We start from the raw sequence: 21094 nt of genomic DNA on the forward strand, positions 1-21094 counted from the left end.
CTTTAGTAATCAGTATGCTACTTTCCACATATAACGACGTGTAGTGAGCGGATGCTGGCGAGCTTCAGCAAGCGCTCGGTTGTAGACAGGGTAAACATTATTGAAGAGAGAATGGTTAAAGTAATCAATAACCGTAGTTTTGATAGTCGACAACCCTAACTCTTTCGCGTCTATCACTTCAATTCGCTGACCATATTTTTTCAGAAAATCTAATGCACGCTCATCGACCGGGCGGGTACTACCTTCAGAAAGCTGTACGAAAAATGGTGTATTAGCATCCGTAATTTCGAACGGTCCGTGGAAGAATTCACCGCTGTGAATACAGGCTGAATGAATCCACTGCATTTCCATAAATATGCAGATACTTTGTAAATATGACGCGCCATAGCCCGCCCCACTGGCAACAGTATAAATAACTTTATCGTCTTTATATTCTTGAGCAAATGCTTGTGCCCGTTCAGCCACATGCTCGCAAGCACGATATACAATACGGTTAATTTTACTGACGCCATCCAGGAAATCGTCATAGTGAACATAGCCTTCTGTTTGCTGAAGAAGCTCTACCGCAGTAAGCAAACATTGTATCGTCTTCTCTTCAGCGACATCTTTTCCCTCGCCGAAGGTATAGGTCTCAACATAATCACAATGCGCAACCAAAGGTGAATCCATAACCCAGGTAAGCCCAATAACGGTCGCGCCATGCAGGCGTGCAATTTCTGCCGCCTTCGTGGTTTCAGGGGTATTGCCTTTATGCGAAGCAACAACAACGACGGCATTTTCACCCAGCGCAACAGGCGGGTTACTGATAAATTCCCCACTGTTGTAAAGGCCCACGCTCAGCGTTTTTGACTCTTTTTCTAAGAATGCTTTTGCCGGGTAGAACGCGGCATAAGACCCACCACAGGCAACATAGTAAACATGTTTAGTCCCCCCTTTTTCCGCCTGGCTGGCCACAATATCGTTCACAATTTCTTTAATGCTCATTATGGTTCCCTCTGGTTCAATCAATCATACAGGCGGATATCGCCTACAAAATGACTCTTAATGTATTTGTGTTTTTATAATACATTTAAAGACATTTGATCAACGTAAGAACCATAAAAAATCGGGATCCGCGACACGGATCCCGATTTTAGCCAGTATCAAAGATGTAAGAGGAGGACCTATACGGTGAATCGAATCTTGTCGCCAACGATCAACTGACGGGACACACAAGATAATTCTCCTTTGTTATCAATCATTTCACTCTTAATTAAAATCAGAGGATAATTTTCACTCACCCCAAGATAGTGAGCAATCTCAAAGCTTGCATAAACTAGCTCAATCATTTTGCGCGAATGGGTAAACCACAGCCCATATTTTTCACGTAAGCAAGCGTATAACGAATGATTATTGAGGTCCTCTTGCAGCAGAAAGGCAAAACGAGGAGGTAACTGGATGGTTTCCAGCGAAACGGGAATATCGTCAGCATAACGAATACGTTCAATGACTACCGCTTTCTCTTTTTCAGCCATTCCCAGCGAGGCGCTGGTCTCGTTATCCACCGATTCAAAAACCGATTTGATAGTTCGGGAGCCGGGCCGCCGCCCCTGGGACTGACACAACTCGCTAAAGCTCATAATCCCGGTCATGCTGCGCTGAAACTTTTCATTGCTGACAAACGTTCCCTTGCCAGAAACACGCGTCAGAAGATTTTCACGCGTTAGAGCATCCAGAGCTTTACGCACCGTTACACGACTAACCTGCCACTGGCTACTGAGTTCATTTTCTGTGGGGATCTGCTGACCGGGCTTGTATTCACCGCGCAAAATCGCCTCTTTCAAGGATGCCTCAAGCTGTTTATAGAGAGGTTTTGCGCTATTGCTGTCAGGTTGCTCCATCATTTGTATCCGTTTGTATTATTAGAATACCATGACATGTATTATAACTATTTACCTGACATTTGCTGGCATAAAAAAAGAAAATCGGCCACAAAATCAATCTGGTGGCCGATTTATCATATTGAAATTACTGATGGTTCTGCATATACGGCGTATAAACCCCGTTCAGACTTTCTAGGAACGCCACGATATCGTCGATATCTTCCTGCGGCAGTTCCTTACCCACCTGATAACGCAGCATCAGTTTGACCGCACCATCGAGCGTAGGCACATCACCGCGATGGAAATAAGGCGCAGTCAGCGCAACGTTACGTAATCCAGGGACTTTCTGACGTAGCTTGTCACGTAGCTCATTGGTAACGTTCATCCGGCCAATATCTGCGGCAGTGACTTCGCCGAAATTAAAGTCCTTTTTCAAACCTAATGGTTCAAATGAGCGTCCGCCTAAAATAATACCGCCATGACAGGTCGCGCACTTATTTTCCTTAAACAACTGATAGCCATGTTTTTGCTGAGCCGTTAACGCCTCCTCATCACCACGTAACCACTTATCAAACGGTGAATTTGGCGTGATCAGCGTTTTCTCAAATTCAGCAATCGCATCGGTAATATTATCTCCGCTGAATCCCTGTGGATAAACCGCAATAAATTCTTGCTTCAAGAGCGGATCTTTATCCAGCTTCTGGATAATTTCATCCCAGGATTTAGATGCCATTTCAATCGGGTTCAACGGCGGACCACCTGCCTGCGCCTGTAATGTCGGCGCACGGCCATCCCAGAACTGTTCCACGTTAAAGACTGAGTTAAACACCGTTGGCGCGTTGATCGGCCCGACCGCTCCGCCTACGCCAATTGACGTTTTCCGGCCATCCACACCACCCGCATTCAGGGCATGACAGTGCGCGCAAGAGATCGTGCTGTCGCCGGAAATACGCGGATCGTGATAAAGCGTAAAGCCAAGCGCCACCTTCCGGGCATCAGTCGGGATGCTTTCTGGTATTGGCTGTACGGGTTCATTACGATGCTGCTCGGCGGTATCTTTACTGGCGTAATACTGCTCACGCTGTTTGGCGACCCAGCCCAAAATGTCTTCGCGCTCCGCATCGCTCACCTTACCGGCCCAGTGCAGCGCGGTATAACGCGTCGGCGGCATGGTTTCGTACTGCATCACCCATTCAATTTTATTCAGGTCGCTTTGCGAAACGGGTTTATCCGCGACCAGCGCCGCACGAACGGCCTCAAGATTGAAAGATTTATATCCCAGTTGAATGTCGTAATTCATCAACTGCTTAGCGACAGGAAAAGAAGAATAGAAAGGTAATTCAGCCGAAGGGGTGTGACAATAATCACATCCTTTTTCGCGCAAGAATCCTAAAACTTTATTATTTGCTTCCAGCGAAGAGGCCTGAACATCAGCCTGTTTGCTCCGTTGATTATCGTGATACCACACATAACCGGATAATCCAAAATAACAAATCACGATGCCAGCTATGGCAATCGCGGTAAGACGGGTAATGATTTTCATTATTTTACCCTCACCGTTGTGAGTTATTGTGACCCAGAAAAATTAGAATAATTAATGCACAGTCTTTGTCAGACTTGACCATCATAGGAAATGAGGGGATTACTATTTTGATAAGTATCAAGCAATTACATGGAGGAGAACTATCAATAGAATAGCCTGTGCCTATTATAGCGTTAAGCCATTAGCAGGTTTCGTTCACACCTCGTTGCAATCGAATGTTCTGAAAATGGAATATCTTCAGGTCGCGCACGATTCTGAATTATTCATTATTATCATTGGGATAGTTTAATTTTTTAAATAATGCTCAACACTAAAACGTGATCAACCGCACGCTTTACTCAGCCAATACCGAAGCGAATGTCTACGCTTAACTGACGACCGGGCAACAGCCTTACAATTTCAACGTCCATCGGAGGTCTTTCTCATTATGCTCAACCAGAAACTACCCCACGCCCCTTCTGAAGAACTGACGATCGACATCGATCTGCTTTATGAAATGGATCCGTGCGAGTTAAAGCTGGATGAAATGATTGAGGCAGAGCCTGAGCCGGAGATGATTGAAGGGCTGCCCGCCTCAGATGCGTTAACCCCGGCCGATCGTTACCTTGAGCTGTTCGAACATGTCCAGTCGTCGAAACTGTTTGCCGATAGCAAAACCTTCCCCGACTGTGCGCCCAAAATGGATCCGCTGGATATTTTGATCCGTTATCGCAAGGTCAAACGCCATCGGGACTTTGACCTGAAACGCTTTGTTGAGAACCATTTCTGGCTCCCGGAAACGCCCTCCAGCGAATACGTCTCTGACCCGGCAAATTCGCTGAAAGAGCATATCGATCAATTGTGGCCAGTGCTGACGCGCGAACCGCAGGACCACATTCCCTGGTCCTCGTTGCTGCCGTTACCGCAGTCATATATTGTGCCTGGCGGACGTTTTAGCGAAACCTACTACTGGGATTCCTATTTCACCATGCTGGGTCTGGCGGAGAGCGGTCGCGAAGATCTGCTGAAATGTATGGCGGATAACTTTGCCTGGATGATCGAAAATTATGGTCACATCCCAAACGGTAATCGAACGTACTACCTGAGCCGCTCGCAGCCGCCGGTCTTTGCGCTGATGGTGGAACTGTTTGAAGAGGATGGCGTACGTGGCGCGCGCCGTTATCTTGATCATCTAAAAATGGAGTACGCGTTCTGGATGGATGGCGCCGATTCGCTGGTGCTCAACCAGGCCTACCGCCACGTAATCAGAATGTCGGACGGATCCTTGCTCAACCGCTATTGGGACGATCGTGATACGCCGCGCGATGAATCGTGGCTTGAAGACGTCGAGACCGCCAAGCATTCAGGTCGACCGCCCAATGAGGTGTATCGCGATTTGCGTGCAGGCGCGGCATCGGGATGGGATTACTCCTCACGCTGGCTACGCGATGCAGGCCGCCTTGCCAGCATACGCACGACACAATTCATCCCAATTGATCTGAACGCGTTCCTCTACAAGCTGGAGAGCGCCATCGCCAATATTTCGGCGCTGAAAGGTGACAAAGAAGCTGAAGCGCTGTTTCGCCAGAAAGCCAATGACCGCCGCGATGCGGTGAATCGCTACTTATGGGATGATGAAAACGGCTGCTATCGCGATTATGACTGGCGACGTGAACAAATGGCCCTCTTCTCTGCCGCCAGTATCGTACCGCTGTATGTCGGCATGGCAACGCATGAACAAGCCGACCGGCTGGCCAATGCGGTACGCAGCCGCCTGCTAACGCCAGGGGGTATTTTAGCCACAGAACATGAAACCGGTGAGCAGTGGGATAAACCCAACGGCTGGGCGCCGCTGCAATGGATGGCTATTCAAGGTTTCAAATTGTATGGCGACGACCATCTCGGGGATGAAATTGCCCGTAACTGGTTGAAAACGGTGAATCTCTTTTACCAGGAACACCACAAGCTTATCGAAAAATACCATATTGCCGACGGCATGCCGCGCGAAGGCGGCGGCGGGGAATATCCGCTGCAGGACGGCTTTGGCTGGACAAACGGCGTGGTGCGCCGACTCATCGGGCTGTATGGCGAACCTTAGCCGCTGGCGGCCTGACTCCTCAGGCCGTTAGTTAATCGCATCGTAGAGTTCAGTATGAATTTTTTGCCATTTCTTGTTCTCCGGGCTGGGTTCTGCGCGAGCGCGGAGCTGAGCCTGCTCAAGATCATACTGTTGACGTGCGATAACCGCCGGAACCGAACAAAAACTTTGCAGGTAGCTTTTGTGCAAGGAAGTGAGTGACGCCCCATTCGACATGGCATGACTGAGCGTACTCATAAACTGTCTGCAAGGTTTGCTCTCGTTCATCTGCGCAGGATAACGCAGCAGCAGTCTCAACACCTCGGTATTGCCCGCAGCGAATGCTTGTTCCGTCCACGCCAGCTTCCAGTCCATCCCGCCCTGCAGGAACAGTGACGTCACACGGGTATCGTTGCGATCGATAGCCGCGCGCATGTTAAAGGCATCCCAGGTGATACCCATTCGGGTCACAGATTCCCGTGCGGAAGGTGCATCACGGCGCGGTTCCTCCTGCACGATTTCAACGGATTGTCCGGATGACGCCTGTGGCGCTGGCGAAGTGAATAACCAGAACGCACCCAGCGAAATCACCAGCACCATCACGCCGACCGCGACCCACAACATGCCTGAAATCAGCTGTTCACGCTCCTCCGCGGTGCGCTTTGCTCGCTTCTCCGGCGGATCAATACTGTCGGCGATTTCCTGTTTGTCGCCCCCCGCCTGCTCATCCTTTTGCTTTGCCATTTCCCAGAACTGGCGGACGGTCGTCTCATCAGACTCCAGATATGACGCGGGATTAACACGCGTACGCCTTTCTGCAAATGCCCGTTGTACAGGGTGAGTAATCTGTCGGTACTGACAATCCAGCAGCATCAGTTGTACTGAGGTCAGCGGCTGCTGCGCGATGACGCCGTTGCGGGCCAGCCGGCAATCATCCAGAAACATACGCAACGTAAGACGTGGTTCGACAAACAACGTCAGCACCGAGGTGTCGTTAAAAATCTGGGTAAAGTGGCGTACAAACAATTTCTTATCCACGACCATAAGCGCCAGCTCGCTAAACATCATGCCGTCCAGCGCATCCCGACTGTCACCCAGTTTTAACCAACGGCGCAGGCGTTCCCCACCGAAGTGCTGTTTCAGGAAGCTGTTGAGTGGATGTTGATCCGGCCATACCCGTGCGATAAGCGATTTGAGCGTTAATTCTATTGCACGAAGCTGACGCTGCGCGTGGATCTGTGCTTCCGGCTCTGCACGTTCAATCTCAGTTTCATACTTCAGGATGGGCTGTTGCTGACGCAATTGTTCCAGAGACGCCACGAAGCGTAGCGCAGAAATCAGCTGGTTTTCACTGACGTCCTGGCCATTTTCATACTGCGGCACGCTCTGCTGCAGATGACGCAGCCGTAGAGTGAACTGGCTCAATTGCGCATCGTTCATCTGCAAACGTCTGGCGACAGCTCCCCAGCCGCCCAGATTCAATCTGGCCTGGTCAAGCTGCTCAAGGAACCATCGCGGCTCTTTACCCTCTGCGACATGCACGCCTAACAGCAGCAATATTTCTACCGATGCCTGACGGATGATCGCCAGACAACGTTCAAAGGGTGTACATGTCGCTTGTAATGCGCTATTGGTCATCATCTTCCCTAACAGGACCCAAAACGTGCGGCCTCACAATGGTATGTCGTTATTTTCTATAAAAGCAGATGTGTATCGACGTAGACTAAAACACATTCATATAGCAAATAAATCTGTTTTACAGTGACTTCCGCACAATCATGGAAAATTATTCAGGAGATATGTCCGTGCCCGTATTGAAAACATCGCGCCTGATCTGTCGTCCATTGAATATTGAAGATTGGGCGTTCTTTTTAACGTTACAGCAGAACGCTGATGTGATGCGCTTTGTCGCTGATACGCGCACAGAACAAGAGATACAGGCAGCCTTTCATTCACGCTTACCAGAGTGGTCCCCCGGCAGCCCGCACTGGCTTTGCCTGGTGCTGTGCGATAAGGCTTCGGGAACGCCGCTGGGGGTGACTGGATATATTCATGAAAACAATGAATGTGCCGAGGTCGGTTTTTTGCTTACTCCCGAGGCACAGGGTAAAGGTTATGGCACTGAATCCCTGCATGCCGTTTGCGATTACGCATTTACCCACGGCGGACTCCGCCGGCTGACAGCCTGCGTCACCGCAGGAAACGAAGCCTCAAGACGTCTACTGGAAAAGATTGGGTTCATTCACGAAGGTACGTTGCGGGAAAGCTACTGGCTACAACAAACCTGGCGCGATGACTGGCTTTTCGGCCTGTTAAAACGTGAATATCAGCCGCCAATGCCATAAGGCGTTTTGCTGTAAAAACTGGCTATATGGCAACTGGCGTAACGGAGTGGATTTCTTAAAATATATCTCTTTACTCAGAGAGTATTATGCCGCTCCGTTCAACGCACTTCACACCCGCCTGTGTCGCATTTATTAAGCAATGGCAAGGCCTGTCGCTGGAAAAGTATCAGGATAAACATGGAATTTGGGTGATAGGTTACGGGCATGAAATTGCCGCAGACGAAACCTTTGACACCCCGATTACGCTAATGCAGGCAGAAGCACTTCTGCTCGCCGATCTGCATCTCTGTGAGGCGTTACTATATGAAAAAAAACCGCAAATAAAAGATCGGTTTCAACAAGAGACGTTAATTGCGTGGATATTCAGCGTGGGAATAACCCGATTTAACATGACAGAAATTTGGCCTTAAGCTATTTCACAGCCAGAAATTTTCTGACTGTGAAATTTACGTCAATTAAATAGCGTCGTTTAACATCATTGCCGCCTGCGTACGATTTTTTACCTCCAGACGCTGGTAAAGCGACTCAAGATGGGCTTTTACCGTTCCGGTACTGATATTTAACAGTCGGCCAATTTGTTTATTCGACTCGCCCGCGGCCAGCATAGTCAGAATTTCTCGCTGACGCGCACTGAGCGATCTTATATTTTGGCGGCTACTCTCAGCCGCTGTAATACAGTCTCTGGGGATAAACATCATGCCCATCGCGACACTATTGAGCGCCAGTGTGAAGGTTTCCGCGTCAGAGTCACGTGGAACAATGGCCAGCACGTTTAAATGCGTGACCTCCTGTAGCCATCTTTTCCGGCAATCCGTTGCTGTTACCAGCACTTTTACCGCCGAATAGCGTTGCGCGATCTGTTGCAGCAAGCTGCGGCAGAACTCAGCATCAAGATCGCCATCCAGCATTACCATTGCATCAGGGCTGTCTTCCAGCTTCTGCCACAGGTCATCTGTCTGACTGACACCCTGAACATCCACTCCTGGAATACGTTGCTGTAAACTTACATTCATTCCATGAATAAATATTGACTGCCTGTCAAACATTATTAACTGCATTATTTATCTCCGTCTGAATAAGATATTAGCCTTAGCGCGCGGAAGGGTATTACCCATAGGGTAAAATAAGAAGTCACCATTTGGCGGGGGGCCATTGTACCGATAGTCGTAGAAGAAAGAAGCAGAAATTATGATTAGTTACAGCTCAATCAACAGAATCACACAAAGAAACAAAAACAGAGAAACATATTAAGTAAATTCTTATATTTTGACGCTCATGTATATTAATTAATATTAATTATATGCAGTCTATATTTTTGTCGAAAAATAAGGAATGCCAACCATCATTCAAATATGTTACAAAATAAAAAATCGCATTAAATGCTTATTCAGCCAATATCTGGCTGAATAAGACACGACGGGTTACAGGAACATTCCGCCGGAGACCTCAATACGCTGCGCCGTCATCCACGCCAGCTCATCGCTGAGCAACGCGGCAATCGCGTCACCGATATCATCCGGCAAACCAACGCGCCCCAACGCTGTTTGCGAAGCAATGTACGCATTCAGTTGCGTGTTATCCCGCACATTTCCACCGCTAAAATCGGTTTCTATCGCGCCGGGGGCAATAATATTGGCCGTAATTCCGCGCTCCCCCAGCTCTTTTGCCTGATAACGGGTTAACACTTCCATCGCCCCTTTCATAGCCGCGTATGCGCTGTAACCCGGCAGCGCAAAGCGCGCGAGTCCGGTTGAAACATTGAGGATCCTGCCGCCTCTGTTCATCAGCGGTAAAAGGTTCTGCGTCAGGAAAAAAGGACCTTTAAAATGGATATTCAAAAGTTGATCAAATTGCGCTTCGGTGAACGCCGGATACGGCGCGTTAATACCAATCCCGGCATTGTTCAATAAATAATCAAAGGTGTCGCTTTGCCACTGGGTCTGTAAGGTTTCCCGCACCTGTTTTATAAACTGAGGGAATGTTGAAATATCCCCGACATTCAACGGTAATGCCGCTGCTTTACCGCCAGATTGGCGAATTTCATCCACAACCTGCAGCGCTTCTTTTTCATTGCTGTTCCACGTCAGGATGATACCGATTCCTTTGCTTGCCAGCTTAAGCGCCGCGTTTTTACCGAGTCCACGACCACCGCCGGTCACCAATGCGATACGTTGCGTCATAAGAAACCTCATTTCATGTGTAGTGAAGATTGAGACAAAGCTTATTAGGTGGTAGAAAAACAATAAATATCGCTGATTGCGCATTACTGTTTCATACAGAACAACAATAGGGCATGAGAATGGATAAAATTCACGCAATGCAGTTGTTCATCCGCGTCGCAGAACTGGAGAGTTTTTCGCGTGCGGCGGACACCCTTGGACTACCTAAAGGTAGCGTATCGCGACAAATCCAGGCCCTGGAAAATCATCTGGGCACGCAGCTGTTGCACCGCACCACCCGACGCGTCCAGCTCACACAAGACGGCATGATCTATTATGAACGCGCGAAAGATCTGCTAAGCAATCTGGATGAACTGGATGGCCTATTCCATCACGATTCGGCCAGTATCAGCGGCAAGCTGCGCGTGGATATGCCGGTGGGCGTCGCGAGAAATTTGGTGATGCCTCGCCTGGCAGCCTTCTTGCATCAATATCCGGGACTTGAACTCGAACTCAGCAGCAGCGATCGGCTGGTGGACTTGATCCGCGAAGGTTTCGACTGCGTCGTACGCGTAGGTACGCTGAAAGATTCAGGGCTGATTGCCCGTCCGCTGGGTAAACTCACGCAGATTAACTGCGCCAGCCCAGAATATCTGGCCCGCTTTGGCTATCCGGAAAGCCTGGAAGATTTAGCCTCGCATGCGGTGGTGCATTACTCGGTGAACCTGGGAACGCGTGCGCAAGGTTTCGAGGTGGCGACAGGCAACGGTACTCAATGGGTTAAAACCGGCGGCATGCTGACGGTGAACAGCACGGAAACCTATCATGCAGCGTGCCTTGCCGGCCTGGGCATTATTCAGGTGCCACGCGTCGGCGTACGCGACGCCCTGCGCGCCGGTACGCTGGTCGAGGTGTTAGGGCAGTATCGTGCCGAGCCGATGCCGGTTTCTCTGTTGTATCCGCATCGCCGCAACCTCTCCCGCCGGGTTCATCTGTTTATGGAATGGCTGACCGGCGTAATGAAAGATTATGTGGACTGACAAGCTATACTGTCTTGAGAATGAACAGAACAAGGAATACTGGCCTGATGACGCAGGAAAAAGAGATAAAACGCCCCATTCAGGAACTTGAGCACGCACCGATCCCAAAAATTGAGACCCAGGAGCGTGAAAAAACAGAAACCAACGGTACGACCAACCAGGCATTGCAAACAGCCCTGACCCTCGCCGATAAAATTCAACGCCAGCCCGTCATCGCCCATATGATTCGAGCCGCAGAGCGTTTTAATGACCGCATGGGAAACCAGTTTGGCGCCGCTATCACCTACTTCTCGTTCCTGTCGATGATCCCTATCCTGATGGTGTCATTTGCCGCCGCCGGTTTTATTCTCGCCTCCCACCCTACGCTGTTGCAGGATATCTTCAGCAAAATACTGCTTAACGTCAGCGACCCGACGCTCGCCTCCACGTTAAAAAACACCATTAACACTGCCGTTCAGCAGCGAACCACCGTGGGTCTGGTCGGGCTTGGGATCGCCCTTTATTCCGGGATTAACTGGATGGGTAATCTGCGCGAAGCGATTCGTGCCCAGTCGCGAGATGTCTGGGAGCGTACGCCGCAGGATCAGGAAAAAATTTGGGTTAAATACCTGCGCGATTTTGTTTCATTGATTGGTTTGTTGATTGCGCTGATTGTCACTCTGTCCATTACTTCTATCGCCGGTTCCGCCCAGCAGATGATTATCTCTGCGCTATATCTCGACGGCATCGAATGGCTGAAGCCCGCCTGGCGCCTGATCGGCCTGACCATCTCTATTTTCGCCAACTATTTGCTTTTCTTCTGGATTTTCTGGCGACTGCCGCGTCACCGACCACGTAAGAAAGCACTCATTCGCGGCACATTTATCGCGGCGCTGGGGTTTGAAGTTATCAAAATGATCATGACCTACACGCTGCCGTCACTGGTGCAATCGCCGTCAGGCGCAGCGTTTGGTTCCGTGCTTGGACTGATGGCGTTCTTCTACTTCTTCGCTCGTCTGACGCTGTTTTGCGCCGCCTGGATAGCCACGGCGGAATACAAAGATGACCCGCGGATGCCGGGGAAAACGCAATAGCCACCGCCGGATTAGTTGTGAATTGCCGGATGGTGACGCACGCGTCTTATCCGGCCTACGGGTGAGTTTGTAGGCCGGATAAGCGCAGCGCCATCCGGCAATTATAATGCCGCCTGTTCTTACTGATTTAGTGAATAAATCCAACCCGTAACTTTTATTTAACCAAAAACCAGTTTTATCATCCAAGTTTTAAATTATGTGAAGCATTTCATGGAAGTGAAATCTTCAGCCTGAATATTATCCCCTTTTTGCTCTTTTTTTGACCAATTGCAGGGTTTGTTACAGATTGAAATATCGCTTTTGCTGTGCGTAATATGGCCTTTCGTTCGGCCAAAAATAAGAAAATATTATGCAAGCAACAGCCACAACACTCGACAACGAACAGGAACACACCCCGGTCAACTCGCGCAATAAAGTTGTCGTCGCCTCACTCATTGGTACCGCCATTGAGTTCTTCGACTTCTATATCTACGCGACTGCCGCGGTGATCGTGTTTCCCCATATTTTCTTCCCGCAGGGAGATCCGACCGCGGCTACGCTGCAGTCCCTCGCCACCTTCGCTATCGCTTTTGTGGCCCGGCCAATCGGCTCCGCGGTGTTCGGCCATTTCGGCGATCGCGTAGGCCGTAAAGTCACGCTGGTTGCTTCACTGCTTACCATGGGGATTTCAACGGTTGTCATTGGCCTGCTGCCGGGCTATGAAACTATCGGCATTTTCGCCCCGTTGCTGCTGGCACTGGCGCGTTTTGGTCAGGGTTTAGGTCTGGGCGGTGAGTGGGGCGGCGCGGCGTTGCTGGCAACGGAAAACGCGCCGCCGCGTAAACGCGCGCTGTACGGATCATTCCCGCAACTGGGCGCGCCTATCGGCTTTTTCTTCGCCAACGGCACTTTTCTGCTGCTCTCCTGGCTGCTGACCGATGAACAGTTTATGAGCTGGGGCTGGCGCGTACCGTTCATCTTCTCTGCGGTACTGGTGATCATCGGCCTGTACGTTCGCGTTTCATTGCATGAGTCCCCGGTCTTCGCCAAAGTCGCTGCAGCGAAAAAACAGGTGAAAATCCCGCTGGGTACCTTACTGACAAAGCATATTCGCGTAACGATCCTCGGCACGTTCATCATGCTGGCGACCTATACGCTGTTCTATATCATGACCGTCTATTCGATGACGTTCAGTACAGCCGCCGCGCCTGTAGGGCTTGGCCTGCCGCGTAATGAAGTGTTGTGGATGCTGATGATGGCGGTAATTGGCTTTGGCGTTATGGTGCCAGTGGCGGGTCTGCTGGCCGACGCGTTTGGTCGCCGCAAGAGCATGCTCATCATCACCACGCTTATCATTCTGTTTGCGCTGTTTGCCTTTAAACCGCTGCTCGGATCTGGCAATCCGGCGCTGGTGTTCGCTTTCCTGCTGCTGGGTTTAAGCCTGATGGGACTGACATTTGGTCCGATGGGCGCGTTGCTGCCGGAGCTGTTCCCAACCGAGGTTCGCTACACGGGCGCATCATTCTCATATAACGTTTCGTCGATTCTTGGCGCTTCCGTTGCCCCGTATATTGCCGCATGGCTGCAGGCTAACTACGGTCTGGCAGCGGTAGGAACGTATCTGGCATCGATGGCGGCGTTGACATTGATCGCGCTGCTGTTAACCCATGAGACCCGTCATCAGTCATTATGATTCTTTTGCCGGATGCGGTGTAACCATCGCATCCGGCCTGACATCACTTCTTCATTTGCGACAGTATCGCCCGGCACTGGTTGGCTTCCCCTTCGGAAGGAGAAATCAGCGCCAACAGTGCCGCCGCTGGAGTGACTAACGTGGCTAATGCGGCGGCAACCGCACCACGCGCAATCAATGGCCCGGCTTTTACACCTGCCTGCGGGTTCTTGAAGGTCCCGCGAACATACAGCGGCGAACGCAGCGTAATAATACGAATACCTTTGCTCTCTGGATCGATGGTTAAATCCAGTTGCTCAGAGGCAAAACTCGCGGTCCCGGTCACATTGATCACCGCATTTTCCGTATCAAAAGCAAAGATTTGAGGACGCGCCACGCCGTTAACGATATCCAGATTCGCCGCCGCGCAGTTCACCCGGACCTCATCGTCACCAAATATCTGACCAACGAGATAGTTACCCAGATTTAATCCCACAATTTCCATCAGATTCCGGCTGATTAAGCCATCGTTCATCAGCAGCTTCAGGTTGCCATTGCTGTTCCCCAACAGCGCGGCCACCGAGTTTCCGCTGCCGCTAAATTTAGCGTCACCGTTCATTTCACCGAGCGTTTTCTGCATCAGTTCTACATCCGGCATGAGCTCTTTTAGCTTCAGGCGGCGAGCCTGAATATCCGCCTGCCCACGCATCGGCTTTTTATCCCCTTCCAGATGGATTCTGGAAACAATGCTGCCTCCCGCCAGGCCAAATTTCAGCGGCTGCAGGCGCAGGTCGGCATTTTTCAGGATGATATGGGTGGAGAGATCGCTAATCGGTAGGCTGCTGCCGTGTTCAATGCGCCGACCTTTGAAACGTACGTCAGCATCCATCACATTCCATTTGTCAGTTTCGAAACGGTCATACGGTAAGACTTTATCGGCAGGCTGGACGCTCTTCTCACCTTTGCGCTGTTCAGACTGTTTGGCCTTTTCCGCGCCTTTCCCCGAATCCACACCAATCAGCGGTCCCAAATCAGCCAGTCTCAGCTGGCGTGATTCGACGTCCCCTTCCAGTTTCGGACGCGGCTTACCGGTCGTATAAGTTAGCGTTCCATGAATATCGCTGTCGCCAATACGGCCATTAAAATCGCGGTAATCAAAAACAGAGGATTTTTCCGGATCGATTTTCGCCACCAGACGCCCGTCGGTTTCAAACGGCGGCGTATCCGGGAGCAGCACCCCCGTCAAATCGTACAAATCCCCTAGCGAATCACCCGAGAATTTAAGCCGCAGATCCACGCCACCCATATTCATCGGGTCATTTACCGTACCGGTAAATGCTACGCGCGTATTGCCCGAGCGGAAATCAGCCTGCACCGGGAAAGGGGTTCCTTCGCCCCTCAGCGCCAGCATCCCGCCTATTTTTCCGCTACCGCTTAGCGGTTCGTCGTTATAGCGTCCTTTGGCCTGCAAACCAAATACATAGTCCTCAACGCGGGTTTGACTCTCTTTATTTTTTGCGCCCGTCACTTCGCTAAAAGGCAATGGCTTACCCAGCGGATCGACCAGGATCTCAAGCTCCGAGCGGGTCACCTTATCGTTTATAGCGATGCGTCCTTGATCGAAGAGAATATTATCCAGCCGGAAAGACCACGCAGAGGGCGGCGCATTGGGATCGCGGTTTTCAGCTTCTGCGAGGGTAAAAGTCCAGTTATTATTTTTCTCCGACAGGCGAATAAGGCGCGCATCAGGCTTTACCAGCTTGACCCACGGTAGCCAGACGGTTTTTGTCAGCAATGCCAGCGGCGCGAGCGTGGCTTCCACGCGGGGAAGATGCACCATGGTGACGTCGGGAATGTCCGGCGGGTTGCCAAGGATAATATCCTCGGCATGAACGTGCGGCCACGGAACCCAGCTACGCCAGCCGGTTTCCTGCTTCTGGCGCTCCCAAACCACGCCCAGATCGCCCCGTATGGCGAAGGGCCGGTTGAGTTCTGTAGAGACTTTCTGGTTGATGGTCGGTTTGAGCCGGTTCCAGTCAAATGTCGCAATCACAATGATGAATACGACGATCAACAACAAGAAAACCCCTAATACTGATACGGTTATTTTGCCTGCTTTTGTCATAGTTAGCGTCCTCACTTCCTTCCTTGCCTGTCCTAAAGATAGTCCAGCAGGGCAAAATGAGGGACGCTACATCCGAATCAAAGCGACAGGATCACCTCTTCGAGGGTGTGCAGAGGTACTGGACGAGAAAGAAAATAGCCTTGCGCCGCGAAAGCCGGTGAGTTTTGCACATCACGCCACTCTTCAAGTGTTTCAACACCTTCAACAATCACCCCGCGGCAATAGCGGTTCATCAGCTGTAACAACAGCGTGAAGAGATTGCGGCCTTCCGGCGTCTGGCGCAGCATGACAAACAGATCCCGCGCCACTTTAATATAGTCGTAACTCACTTCGCTCAGGGCCGAGAAGTTCGCCATTCCGGTACCAAAATCATCCAGCCAGAGGGGACCAAACTCGCACATTGAGGCGAACGACGACCCCTTCGGCAGGCGGATATGCTCCACCAGCTCAAAACGCAACCACGGCAGGCATTCGATGATTTTCAAGATTTCAGGATCCTGGCGCATCGCAATCAGCGTTGGGCCATCGACATTCACTGAAGCCAGCAGGTTATTGGCTCTGAAAAAGTCCTTTTTCAGCTCAAGCTGCAGGAGCTGCTCTTTCACGACCTCTATACGGTGTCGGACGGCCACTTCAGCAAAATAGCGATCTGGCGCAATACGTTGGGCAGGATTATCAGGATGGGTCACGACGGTCAGCAGTTCAACGGCCATCAGCCGTCCGTCGGTCTGGTAAATCGGCTGATAGGTGTAAGCACGCTCGCACTGCAGCCAATAGCGTCTCGCCTGCAAGCTTTCGATACTCGCATCGGGCGTAATGAGCTGCTGGGTAACCTGCTTTATCATCAAAGATGTCCTGTAAATAAGAGTGTGACTGACCGGACTCGTCAAAGGTTATCGGCGCTCAGGCGCAGAACTTTACGTTCCGCCGCAGGCAAAATAAAAACCAGGCGGCAAAAAACAACACAGAACACGTGCTGGCTCAAAAAAATAATGGAACGTTGTTTTAATATGGTTGACCACTTAACACCCACAGCGCACACTAACGCTAATTTTTTTCAGAGCAGGTTACGACTATGTCCAGAAAGATTGCCGTGATTGGCGAATGCATGATTGAGCTGTCACAGAAAGGCGCCGACGTTCAGCGCGGATTCGGTGGCGACACGTTGAATACATCCGTTTATATCGCCCGCCAGGTCGATGCGGCGGCGCTTTCGGTACACTATGTGACTGCACTGGGTACTGACAGTTTCAGCCAACAAATGCTCGACTCCTGGCAGGGTGAAAATGTTGACACCTCATTAACCCAGCGTATGGAAAACCGCCTGCCGGGACTCTACTACATTGAGACCGACAGCACCGGCGAGCGCACCTTCTATTACTGGCGTAATGAAGCTGCCGCAAAATTCTGGCTGGAGAGCGAACAGTCCGCCGCGATTTGCGAAGAGCTGGCGACATTTGACTATCTGTATCTGAGCGGAATCAGCCTGGCGATTCTAAGCCCGGCCAGCCGTGACAAACTGCTGACGTTACTGCGTGAATGCCGCGCTAACGGTGGAAAAATCATTTTTGACAATAACTACCGCCCACGCCTGTGGAGCAGCAAAGAAGAAACGCAGCAGGTTTATCAGCAGATGCTGGAATGCACCAATATCGCGTTCCTGACGCTGGATGATGAAGACGCATTGTGGGGTGAAAAACCTGTAGCCGAGGTGATTGCCCGTACTCACGCGGCTGGCGTTCAGGAAGTCGTGGTGAAGCGCGGCGCAGACTCTTGTCTGGTTTCTATCGAGGGTGAAACGCTGATCGACGTCCCGGCCGTTAAATTACCGAAAGAGAAAGTGATTGATACCACCGCAGCGGGAGACTCCTTCAGCGCCGGGTATCTGGCGGTACGTCTGACCGGTGGCAATGCCGCCGATGCCGCAAAACGTGGTCACCTGACGGCAAGCACGGTGATTCAGCATCGCGGGGCGATTATCCCACGCGACGCTATGCCGCAATAACGTGTTGTTCTTGTAGGCCGGGCAAGCGAAGCGCCCCCGGCCTACCCACCCAAGGCCGGATGGCAACGTAATCGCCTTATCCGGCCTGGAGGTTACTGTACCGGCGGGATATCCGTCACTTCAGGATGTGATTCATCCGTTTCTACCGGCGTTGCCGCCGCGGTAACGGGCGCCATAATGCTATCCCACGTCGCCTGCAGTTCCTTCATATTGAATTCAGGCTCCCCCTTCGGCTGCAGCAGAATTAACGCCATATCTTGCGACAATTGCTGGCGCAGATCCTGATTCAGCATCTCAACGTTCAGACTGTTGAGGAAGCTCTGGCGTAAACGCTGATACTGTTCAGGCGCGATATCCACCACCTGATTTTGCAGCGAGCGCAAACGCTGGCTGATCAAAATGTCGGTATCGGTACGGCCATAGGTGGCAAACAGTTTCTGCAGTTCCAGATTTTTTTGCGCCACCAGCGCATTGAACTCTTCTTCCGGCAGGCCCTTATCACGCACTTTCGCCAGCTCACGCGCAACCGTACCGAGGTTCGCATTGAGCTTACCGTTCGGCGATTCCACGTTGATAGCGCACTGGGCACGCAGGAACAGCACCCGACAATCAAATCCAAGGCCGATATCTTTGGCATTGTTTTTGGTCAGTTCCTGCTGAATATGCCAGAACAGCGCTTCACGGGCTAAATCAGCGCGCCAGTAGCGCAACAGCGCGGCGGATTCACGGATTGGCTGCCATGGCGTGTCCCACATGATGGAAAGGCGATCCTGACGTACCGCATCGGTCATAATGCTCACGGCTTCCGCACGCAGCGGCGAAAGCGTCGGCACCGGCGCTGGGGTTTCCCGTTTTCCTTTTAACTCGCCAAAGGTTTTATTGATTTGTTCAGCCACGCTGCGCGCATCTACGTTACCCACGATAATCAGCGTCATCGCGTCCGGGGTATACCATTTCTGGTAGAAGGAGTGGATTTTCGCGGCATCGACAGGCGTTTTTAGCGGATCAGCTGGATCGTGCCCCAGTAGAGTTGATCCCTTCAGACGGTAACGCCACCACCCCTCTTTGGTATCTGACGGCCAGGTTGCGACCATATCTTCGCTACTCAGCGCATGATTAACCGTTTCAGGAGTGATGCTCAGATTGCCGGAAATATTCGCCAGGTAAGTAAGTGACTCTTTCAGCAAGTCGTTACGACTGTTAGGCAGACTGAGGTTATATAGCGTGGAATCATAAGAAACGATAACGGGCGGCATGGGACGTTTGGGATCGAACCCCTGCTGCCACAGTGAACGGGCTTGCGTGGCATCGAGGCCACCGCTTTGCGTCAGCGCGATACGCGGGATCGCATGGCTGAAACCACTCTGTTGCGTACTTTCGGTGAGTGAACCGGTATTGACCAGCAGGCGAACCTCAATACGGTCGCTGGGGCGCTGGGGAGTGGCTAGCACTTGCCACTGTAGACCATTTGTCAGCGTGCCCTGTTGCCACGCCGGGTCAGGCTGGAGCGCATCTGCCTGCACATAGCCGGCAGTGGCCATCATCAGCAAGCCGCCCGCTAAAAGTCGAATTTTTGTGCCCTGCATGTGAACCCCTGATCAACTATCCTGGTAATAAAAAGACAGCCCGCGAAAGGACTCTCTGAATATGACGTTAAAAACACTTCGTGTTAGACCGCAAGAACATGAAAATGTCACGGAGGAAGTGAAAAAATCCCGACGCCGCCGAATCGACGGTTTCAGGCACAGGGGGTAATTATGCGCAAACACCCGCAGTCCTGGAAGGGACTACGGGCATAAGTGACGAGATTAAGAGGATAAATCGTGCGTTTTGCCATCCGGCGCACGATTATTCAGCGTGTCATCCAGCTTTTTGGTATCCAATTCTTTCACCCATTTAGCCACAACGACAGTTGCCACACCGTTACCAATCAGGTTGGTCAGCGCACGGGCTTCAGACATAAAGCGGTCAATACCGAGAATCAGCGCCAGGCCAGCGACCGGTAAATGCCCCACCGCAGAGATAGTCGCGGCCAGAACAATGAAGCCACTCCCGGTCACACCCGCAGCCCCTTTTGAGGAGAGCAGGAGCACGACCAGCAGGGTTATCTGATGGAAAATATCCATATGACTGTTGGTGGCCTGAGCGATAAACACCGCCGCCATCGTCAGATAGATGGATGTCCCATCAAGGTTAAACGAGTACCCCGTGGGTATAACCAACCCGACAACCGACTTCCGACAGCCCAGTTTCTCCATTTTATCGAGCATACGCGGCAGTGCGGATTCAGATGAAGACGTACCCAGTACGATCAGCAGTTCTTCACGGATATAGCGGATGAATTTGAAGATGCTGAAGCCAGTCGCGCGAGCAATGGAACCCAGTACCAGAACCACAAACAGAATACAGGTGATGTAGAAGCAGATTATCAGCTGCCCCAGTTGCACCAGCGTTCCGACGCCATATTTACCGATGGTAAAAGCCATGGCACCGAAAGCACCGATCGGCGCCAGGCGCATGATCATATTGATGATGCCGAAAATAACCTGCGAGAAGCTTTCAATTACGTTGAAAATCATCTGGCCTTTGCTGCCCAGACGATGCAGAGCAAAACCAAACATTACCGCAAACAGTAATACCTGCAGGATGTTACCGCTGGCAAACGCGCCAATGACGCTCGCAGGGATAATGTCCATCAGGAAACCTACGATCCCCTGGTCTTTTGCCTGTTCGGCGTAAATCGCTACCGCTTTGGCATCCAGCGTTGCCGGATCGACGTTCATCCCGGCACCGGGTTGCACCACGTTGACGATGATGAGGCCGATGATCAGCGCAATCGTACTGACAATTTCAAAATAGAGCAGTGCAACCGCACCGGTGCGGCCTACTGCTTTCATACTTTCCATGCCTGCAATGCCGGTCACGACAGTACAGAAGATGACAGGTGCGATGACCATCTTGATGAGCTTAACGAAAGCATCACCAAGCGGCTTCATTTGGGCGCCTAATTCAGGGTAGTAATGGCCAAGGAGAATACCAATGGCAATTGCTGTCAGGACCTGAAAGTAAAGGCTTTTGAATATAGAGGTCTTCATAGGGTGTCCTTAAAGTAAAAACCACAGGTCTTGTAAGGTTTTGTTTAACCTGCGGCCTTAAAGTAACACCCACTCAACATGACAGAAATGCACCTGGATCATAATTGATACAAAAATGTTAAAAATTTTGAGCTGGCTCG

The 21094-nt window shown here is 51.1% G+C and carries 17 protein-coding genes; 7 read left to right on the plus strand and 10 right to left on the minus strand.

The window, feature by feature from the left end; all coding sequences use genetic code 11:
• Positions 1-9: 9 nt before the first annotated feature.
• The 3 genes from fraB to FOB24_RS23970 all read right to left on the minus strand — a co-directional run bounded on the left by fraB (position 10) and on the right by FOB24_RS23970 (position 3405).
• Positions 10-987, minus strand: a complete 978-nt coding sequence (gene fraB, locus FOB24_RS23960; RefSeq protein WP_087857266.1) for a 6-phosphofructose-aspartate deglycase — start codon at positions 985-987, stop codon at positions 10-12.
• Positions 988-1163: 176 nt separating this feature from the next.
• On the minus strand, positions 1164-1883 hold the full coding sequence (locus FOB24_RS23965) for a GntR family transcriptional regulator (protein ID WP_150345538.1): 720 nt from the start codon (positions 1881-1883) through the stop codon (positions 1164-1166).
• 124 nt (positions 1884-2007) lie between these two features.
• A complete protein-coding gene (locus tag FOB24_RS23970) occupies positions 2008-3405 on the minus strand; it encodes a cytochrome-c peroxidase (protein WP_150345539.1) in 1398 nt (465 codons plus the stop codon).
• Between the two features lie 427 nt (positions 3406-3832).
• Here FOB24_RS23970 and FOB24_RS23975 point away from each other — a divergent pair, with 427 nt between their 5' ends.
• Positions 3833-5482: an alpha,alpha-trehalase gene (locus tag FOB24_RS23975; protein ID WP_032940627.1), complete on the plus strand. Its 1650-nt coding sequence runs from the start codon at positions 3833-3835 to the stop codon at positions 5480-5482.
• Positions 5483-5509: 27 nt separating this feature from the next.
• On the opposite strand, the gene FOB24_RS23980 is transcribed toward FOB24_RS23975, so the two are convergent.
• On the minus strand, positions 5510-7099 hold the full coding sequence (locus tag FOB24_RS23980) for an STY4199 family HEPN domain-containing protein (protein ID WP_150345601.1): 1590 nt from the start codon (positions 7097-7099) through the stop codon (positions 5510-5512).
• Between the two features lie 167 nt (positions 7100-7266).
• Between FOB24_RS23980 and FOB24_RS23985 the strand changes: the two genes are divergently transcribed.
• Complete coding sequence (locus FOB24_RS23985; RefSeq protein ID WP_085049163.1) at positions 7267-7806, plus strand: GNAT family N-acetyltransferase; 540 nt, start codon at positions 7267-7269, stop codon at positions 7804-7806.
• A gap of 86 nt (positions 7807-7892) precedes the next feature.
• A complete protein-coding gene (locus FOB24_RS23990; RefSeq protein ID WP_069323754.1) occupies positions 7893-8216 on the plus strand; it encodes a glycoside hydrolase family protein in 324 nt (107 codons plus the stop codon).
• A gap of 45 nt (positions 8217-8261) precedes the next feature.
• On the opposite strand, the gene FOB24_RS23995 is transcribed toward FOB24_RS23990, so the two are convergent.
• A complete protein-coding gene (locus FOB24_RS23995; protein ID WP_150345540.1) occupies positions 8262-8864 on the minus strand; it encodes a helix-turn-helix transcriptional regulator in 603 nt (200 codons plus the stop codon).
• 363 nt (positions 8865-9227) lie between these two features.
• A complete protein-coding gene (locus FOB24_RS24000) occupies positions 9228-9986 on the minus strand; it encodes an SDR family NAD(P)-dependent oxidoreductase (protein ID WP_150345541.1) in 759 nt (252 codons plus the stop codon).
• Positions 9987-10105: 119 nt separating this feature from the next.
• On the opposite strand from FOB24_RS24000, the gene FOB24_RS24005 reads away from it, so the two are divergent.
• The 3 genes from FOB24_RS24005 (at position 10106) to FOB24_RS24015 (ending at position 13750) form a co-directional block, all read left to right on the plus strand.
• Entirely contained in the window at positions 10106-11005 is a 900-nt protein-coding gene (locus tag FOB24_RS24005) for a LysR family transcriptional regulator (RefSeq protein WP_038635118.1), read from the plus strand.
• Between the two features lie 47 nt (positions 11006-11052).
• Positions 11053-12078 (plus strand): inner membrane protein YhjD, encoded by a 1026-nt coding sequence (yhjD, locus tag FOB24_RS24010; RefSeq protein ID WP_121529674.1) that lies wholly within the window; start codon positions 11053-11055, stop codon positions 12076-12078.
• A 349-nt stretch (positions 12079-12427) separates the two neighbouring features.
• Positions 12428-13750 (plus strand): MFS transporter, encoded by a 1323-nt coding sequence (locus FOB24_RS24015; RefSeq protein ID WP_069323751.1) that lies wholly within the window; start codon positions 12428-12430, stop codon positions 13748-13750.
• A 43-nt stretch (positions 13751-13793) separates the two neighbouring features.
• On the opposite strand, the gene FOB24_RS24020 is transcribed toward FOB24_RS24015, so the two are convergent.
• Both FOB24_RS24020 and pdeH read right to left on the minus strand, forming a co-directional pair.
• Positions 13794-15854 (minus strand): AsmA family protein, encoded by a 2061-nt coding sequence (locus FOB24_RS24020; protein WP_150345542.1) that lies wholly within the window; start codon positions 15852-15854, stop codon positions 13794-13796.
• Between the two features lie 77 nt (positions 15855-15931).
• Positions 15932-16699 (minus strand): cyclic-guanylate-specific phosphodiesterase, encoded by a 768-nt coding sequence (pdeH, locus tag FOB24_RS24025; RefSeq protein WP_038635128.1) that lies wholly within the window; start codon positions 16697-16699, stop codon positions 15932-15934.
• Between the two features lie 230 nt (positions 16700-16929).
• Here pdeH and FOB24_RS24030 point away from each other — a divergent pair, with 230 nt between their 5' ends.
• Complete coding sequence (locus tag FOB24_RS24030; RefSeq protein ID WP_150345543.1) at positions 16930-17859, plus strand: 2-dehydro-3-deoxygluconokinase; 930 nt, start codon at positions 16930-16932, stop codon at positions 17857-17859.
• Positions 17860-17951: 92 nt separating this feature from the next.
• Here FOB24_RS24030 and FOB24_RS24035 read toward each other — a convergent pair whose 3' ends face one another.
• Positions 17952-19445 carry a M16 family metallopeptidase gene (locus FOB24_RS24035; protein WP_150345544.1) on the minus strand — a complete coding sequence of 498 codons (1494 nt, stop codon included), beginning with the start codon at positions 19443-19445 and terminating at the stop codon, positions 17952-17954.
• Positions 19446-19667: 222 nt separating this feature from the next.
• Entirely contained in the window at positions 19668-20954 is a 1287-nt protein-coding gene (gene dctA, locus FOB24_RS24040; protein ID WP_006687518.1) for a C4-dicarboxylate transporter DctC, read from the minus strand.
• Positions 20955-21094: the final 140 nt, after the last annotated feature.

It is taken from the genome of Citrobacter werkmanii (assembly GCF_008693645.1).
Lineage (GTDB): Bacteria > Pseudomonadota > Gammaproteobacteria > Enterobacterales > Enterobacteriaceae > Citrobacter > Citrobacter werkmanii.

Coding starts and splice junctions, on each gene's coding strand:
- FOB24_RS23965 (WP_150345538.1), bottom strand. CDS start 1,883: ATGATGGAGCAACCTGACAGCAATAGCGCAAAACCTCTCTATAAACAG.
- FOB24_RS23970 (WP_150345539.1), bottom strand. CDS start 3,405: ATGAAAATCATTACCCGTCTTACCGCGATTGCCATAGCTGGCATCGTG.
- FOB24_RS23975 (WP_032940627.1), top strand. CDS start 3,833: ATGCTCAACCAGAAACTACCCCACGCCCCTTCTGAAGAACTGACGATC.
- FOB24_RS23980 (WP_150345601.1), bottom strand. CDS start 7,099: ATGACCAATAGCGCATTACAAGCGACATGTACACCCTTTGAACGTTGT.
- FOB24_RS23990 (WP_069323754.1), top strand. CDS start 7,893: ATGCCGCTCCGTTCAACGCACTTCACACCCGCCTGTGTCGCATTTATT.
- FOB24_RS23995 (WP_150345540.1), bottom strand. CDS start 8,864: ATGCAGTTAATAATGTTTGACAGGCAGTCAATATTTATTCATGGAATG.
- FOB24_RS24000 (WP_150345541.1), bottom strand. CDS start 9,986: ATGACGCAACGTATCGCATTGGTGACCGGCGGTGGTCGTGGACTCGGT.
- FOB24_RS24005 (WP_038635118.1), top strand. CDS start 10,106: ATGGATAAAATTCACGCAATGCAGTTGTTCATCCGCGTCGCAGAACTG.
- yhjD (WP_121529674.1), top strand. CDS start 11,053: ATGACGCAGGAAAAAGAGATAAAACGCCCCATTCAGGAACTTGAGCAC.
- FOB24_RS24015 (WP_069323751.1), top strand. CDS start 12,428: ATGCAAGCAACAGCCACAACACTCGACAACGAACAGGAACACACCCCG.
- FOB24_RS24020 (WP_150345542.1), bottom strand. CDS start 15,854: ATGACAAAAGCAGGCAAAATAACCGTATCAGTATTAGGGGTTTTCTTG.
- pdeH (WP_038635128.1), bottom strand. CDS start 16,699: ATGATAAAGCAGGTTACCCAGCAGCTCATTACGCCCGATGCGAGTATC.
- FOB24_RS24030 (WP_150345543.1), top strand. CDS start 16,930: ATGTCCAGAAAGATTGCCGTGATTGGCGAATGCATGATTGAGCTGTCA.
- FOB24_RS24035 (WP_150345544.1), bottom strand. CDS start 19,445: ATGCAGGGCACAAAAATTCGACTTTTAGCGGGCGGCTTGCTGATGATG.
- dctA (WP_006687518.1), bottom strand. CDS start 20,954: ATGAAGACCTCTATATTCAAAAGCCTTTACTTTCAGGTCCTGACAGCA.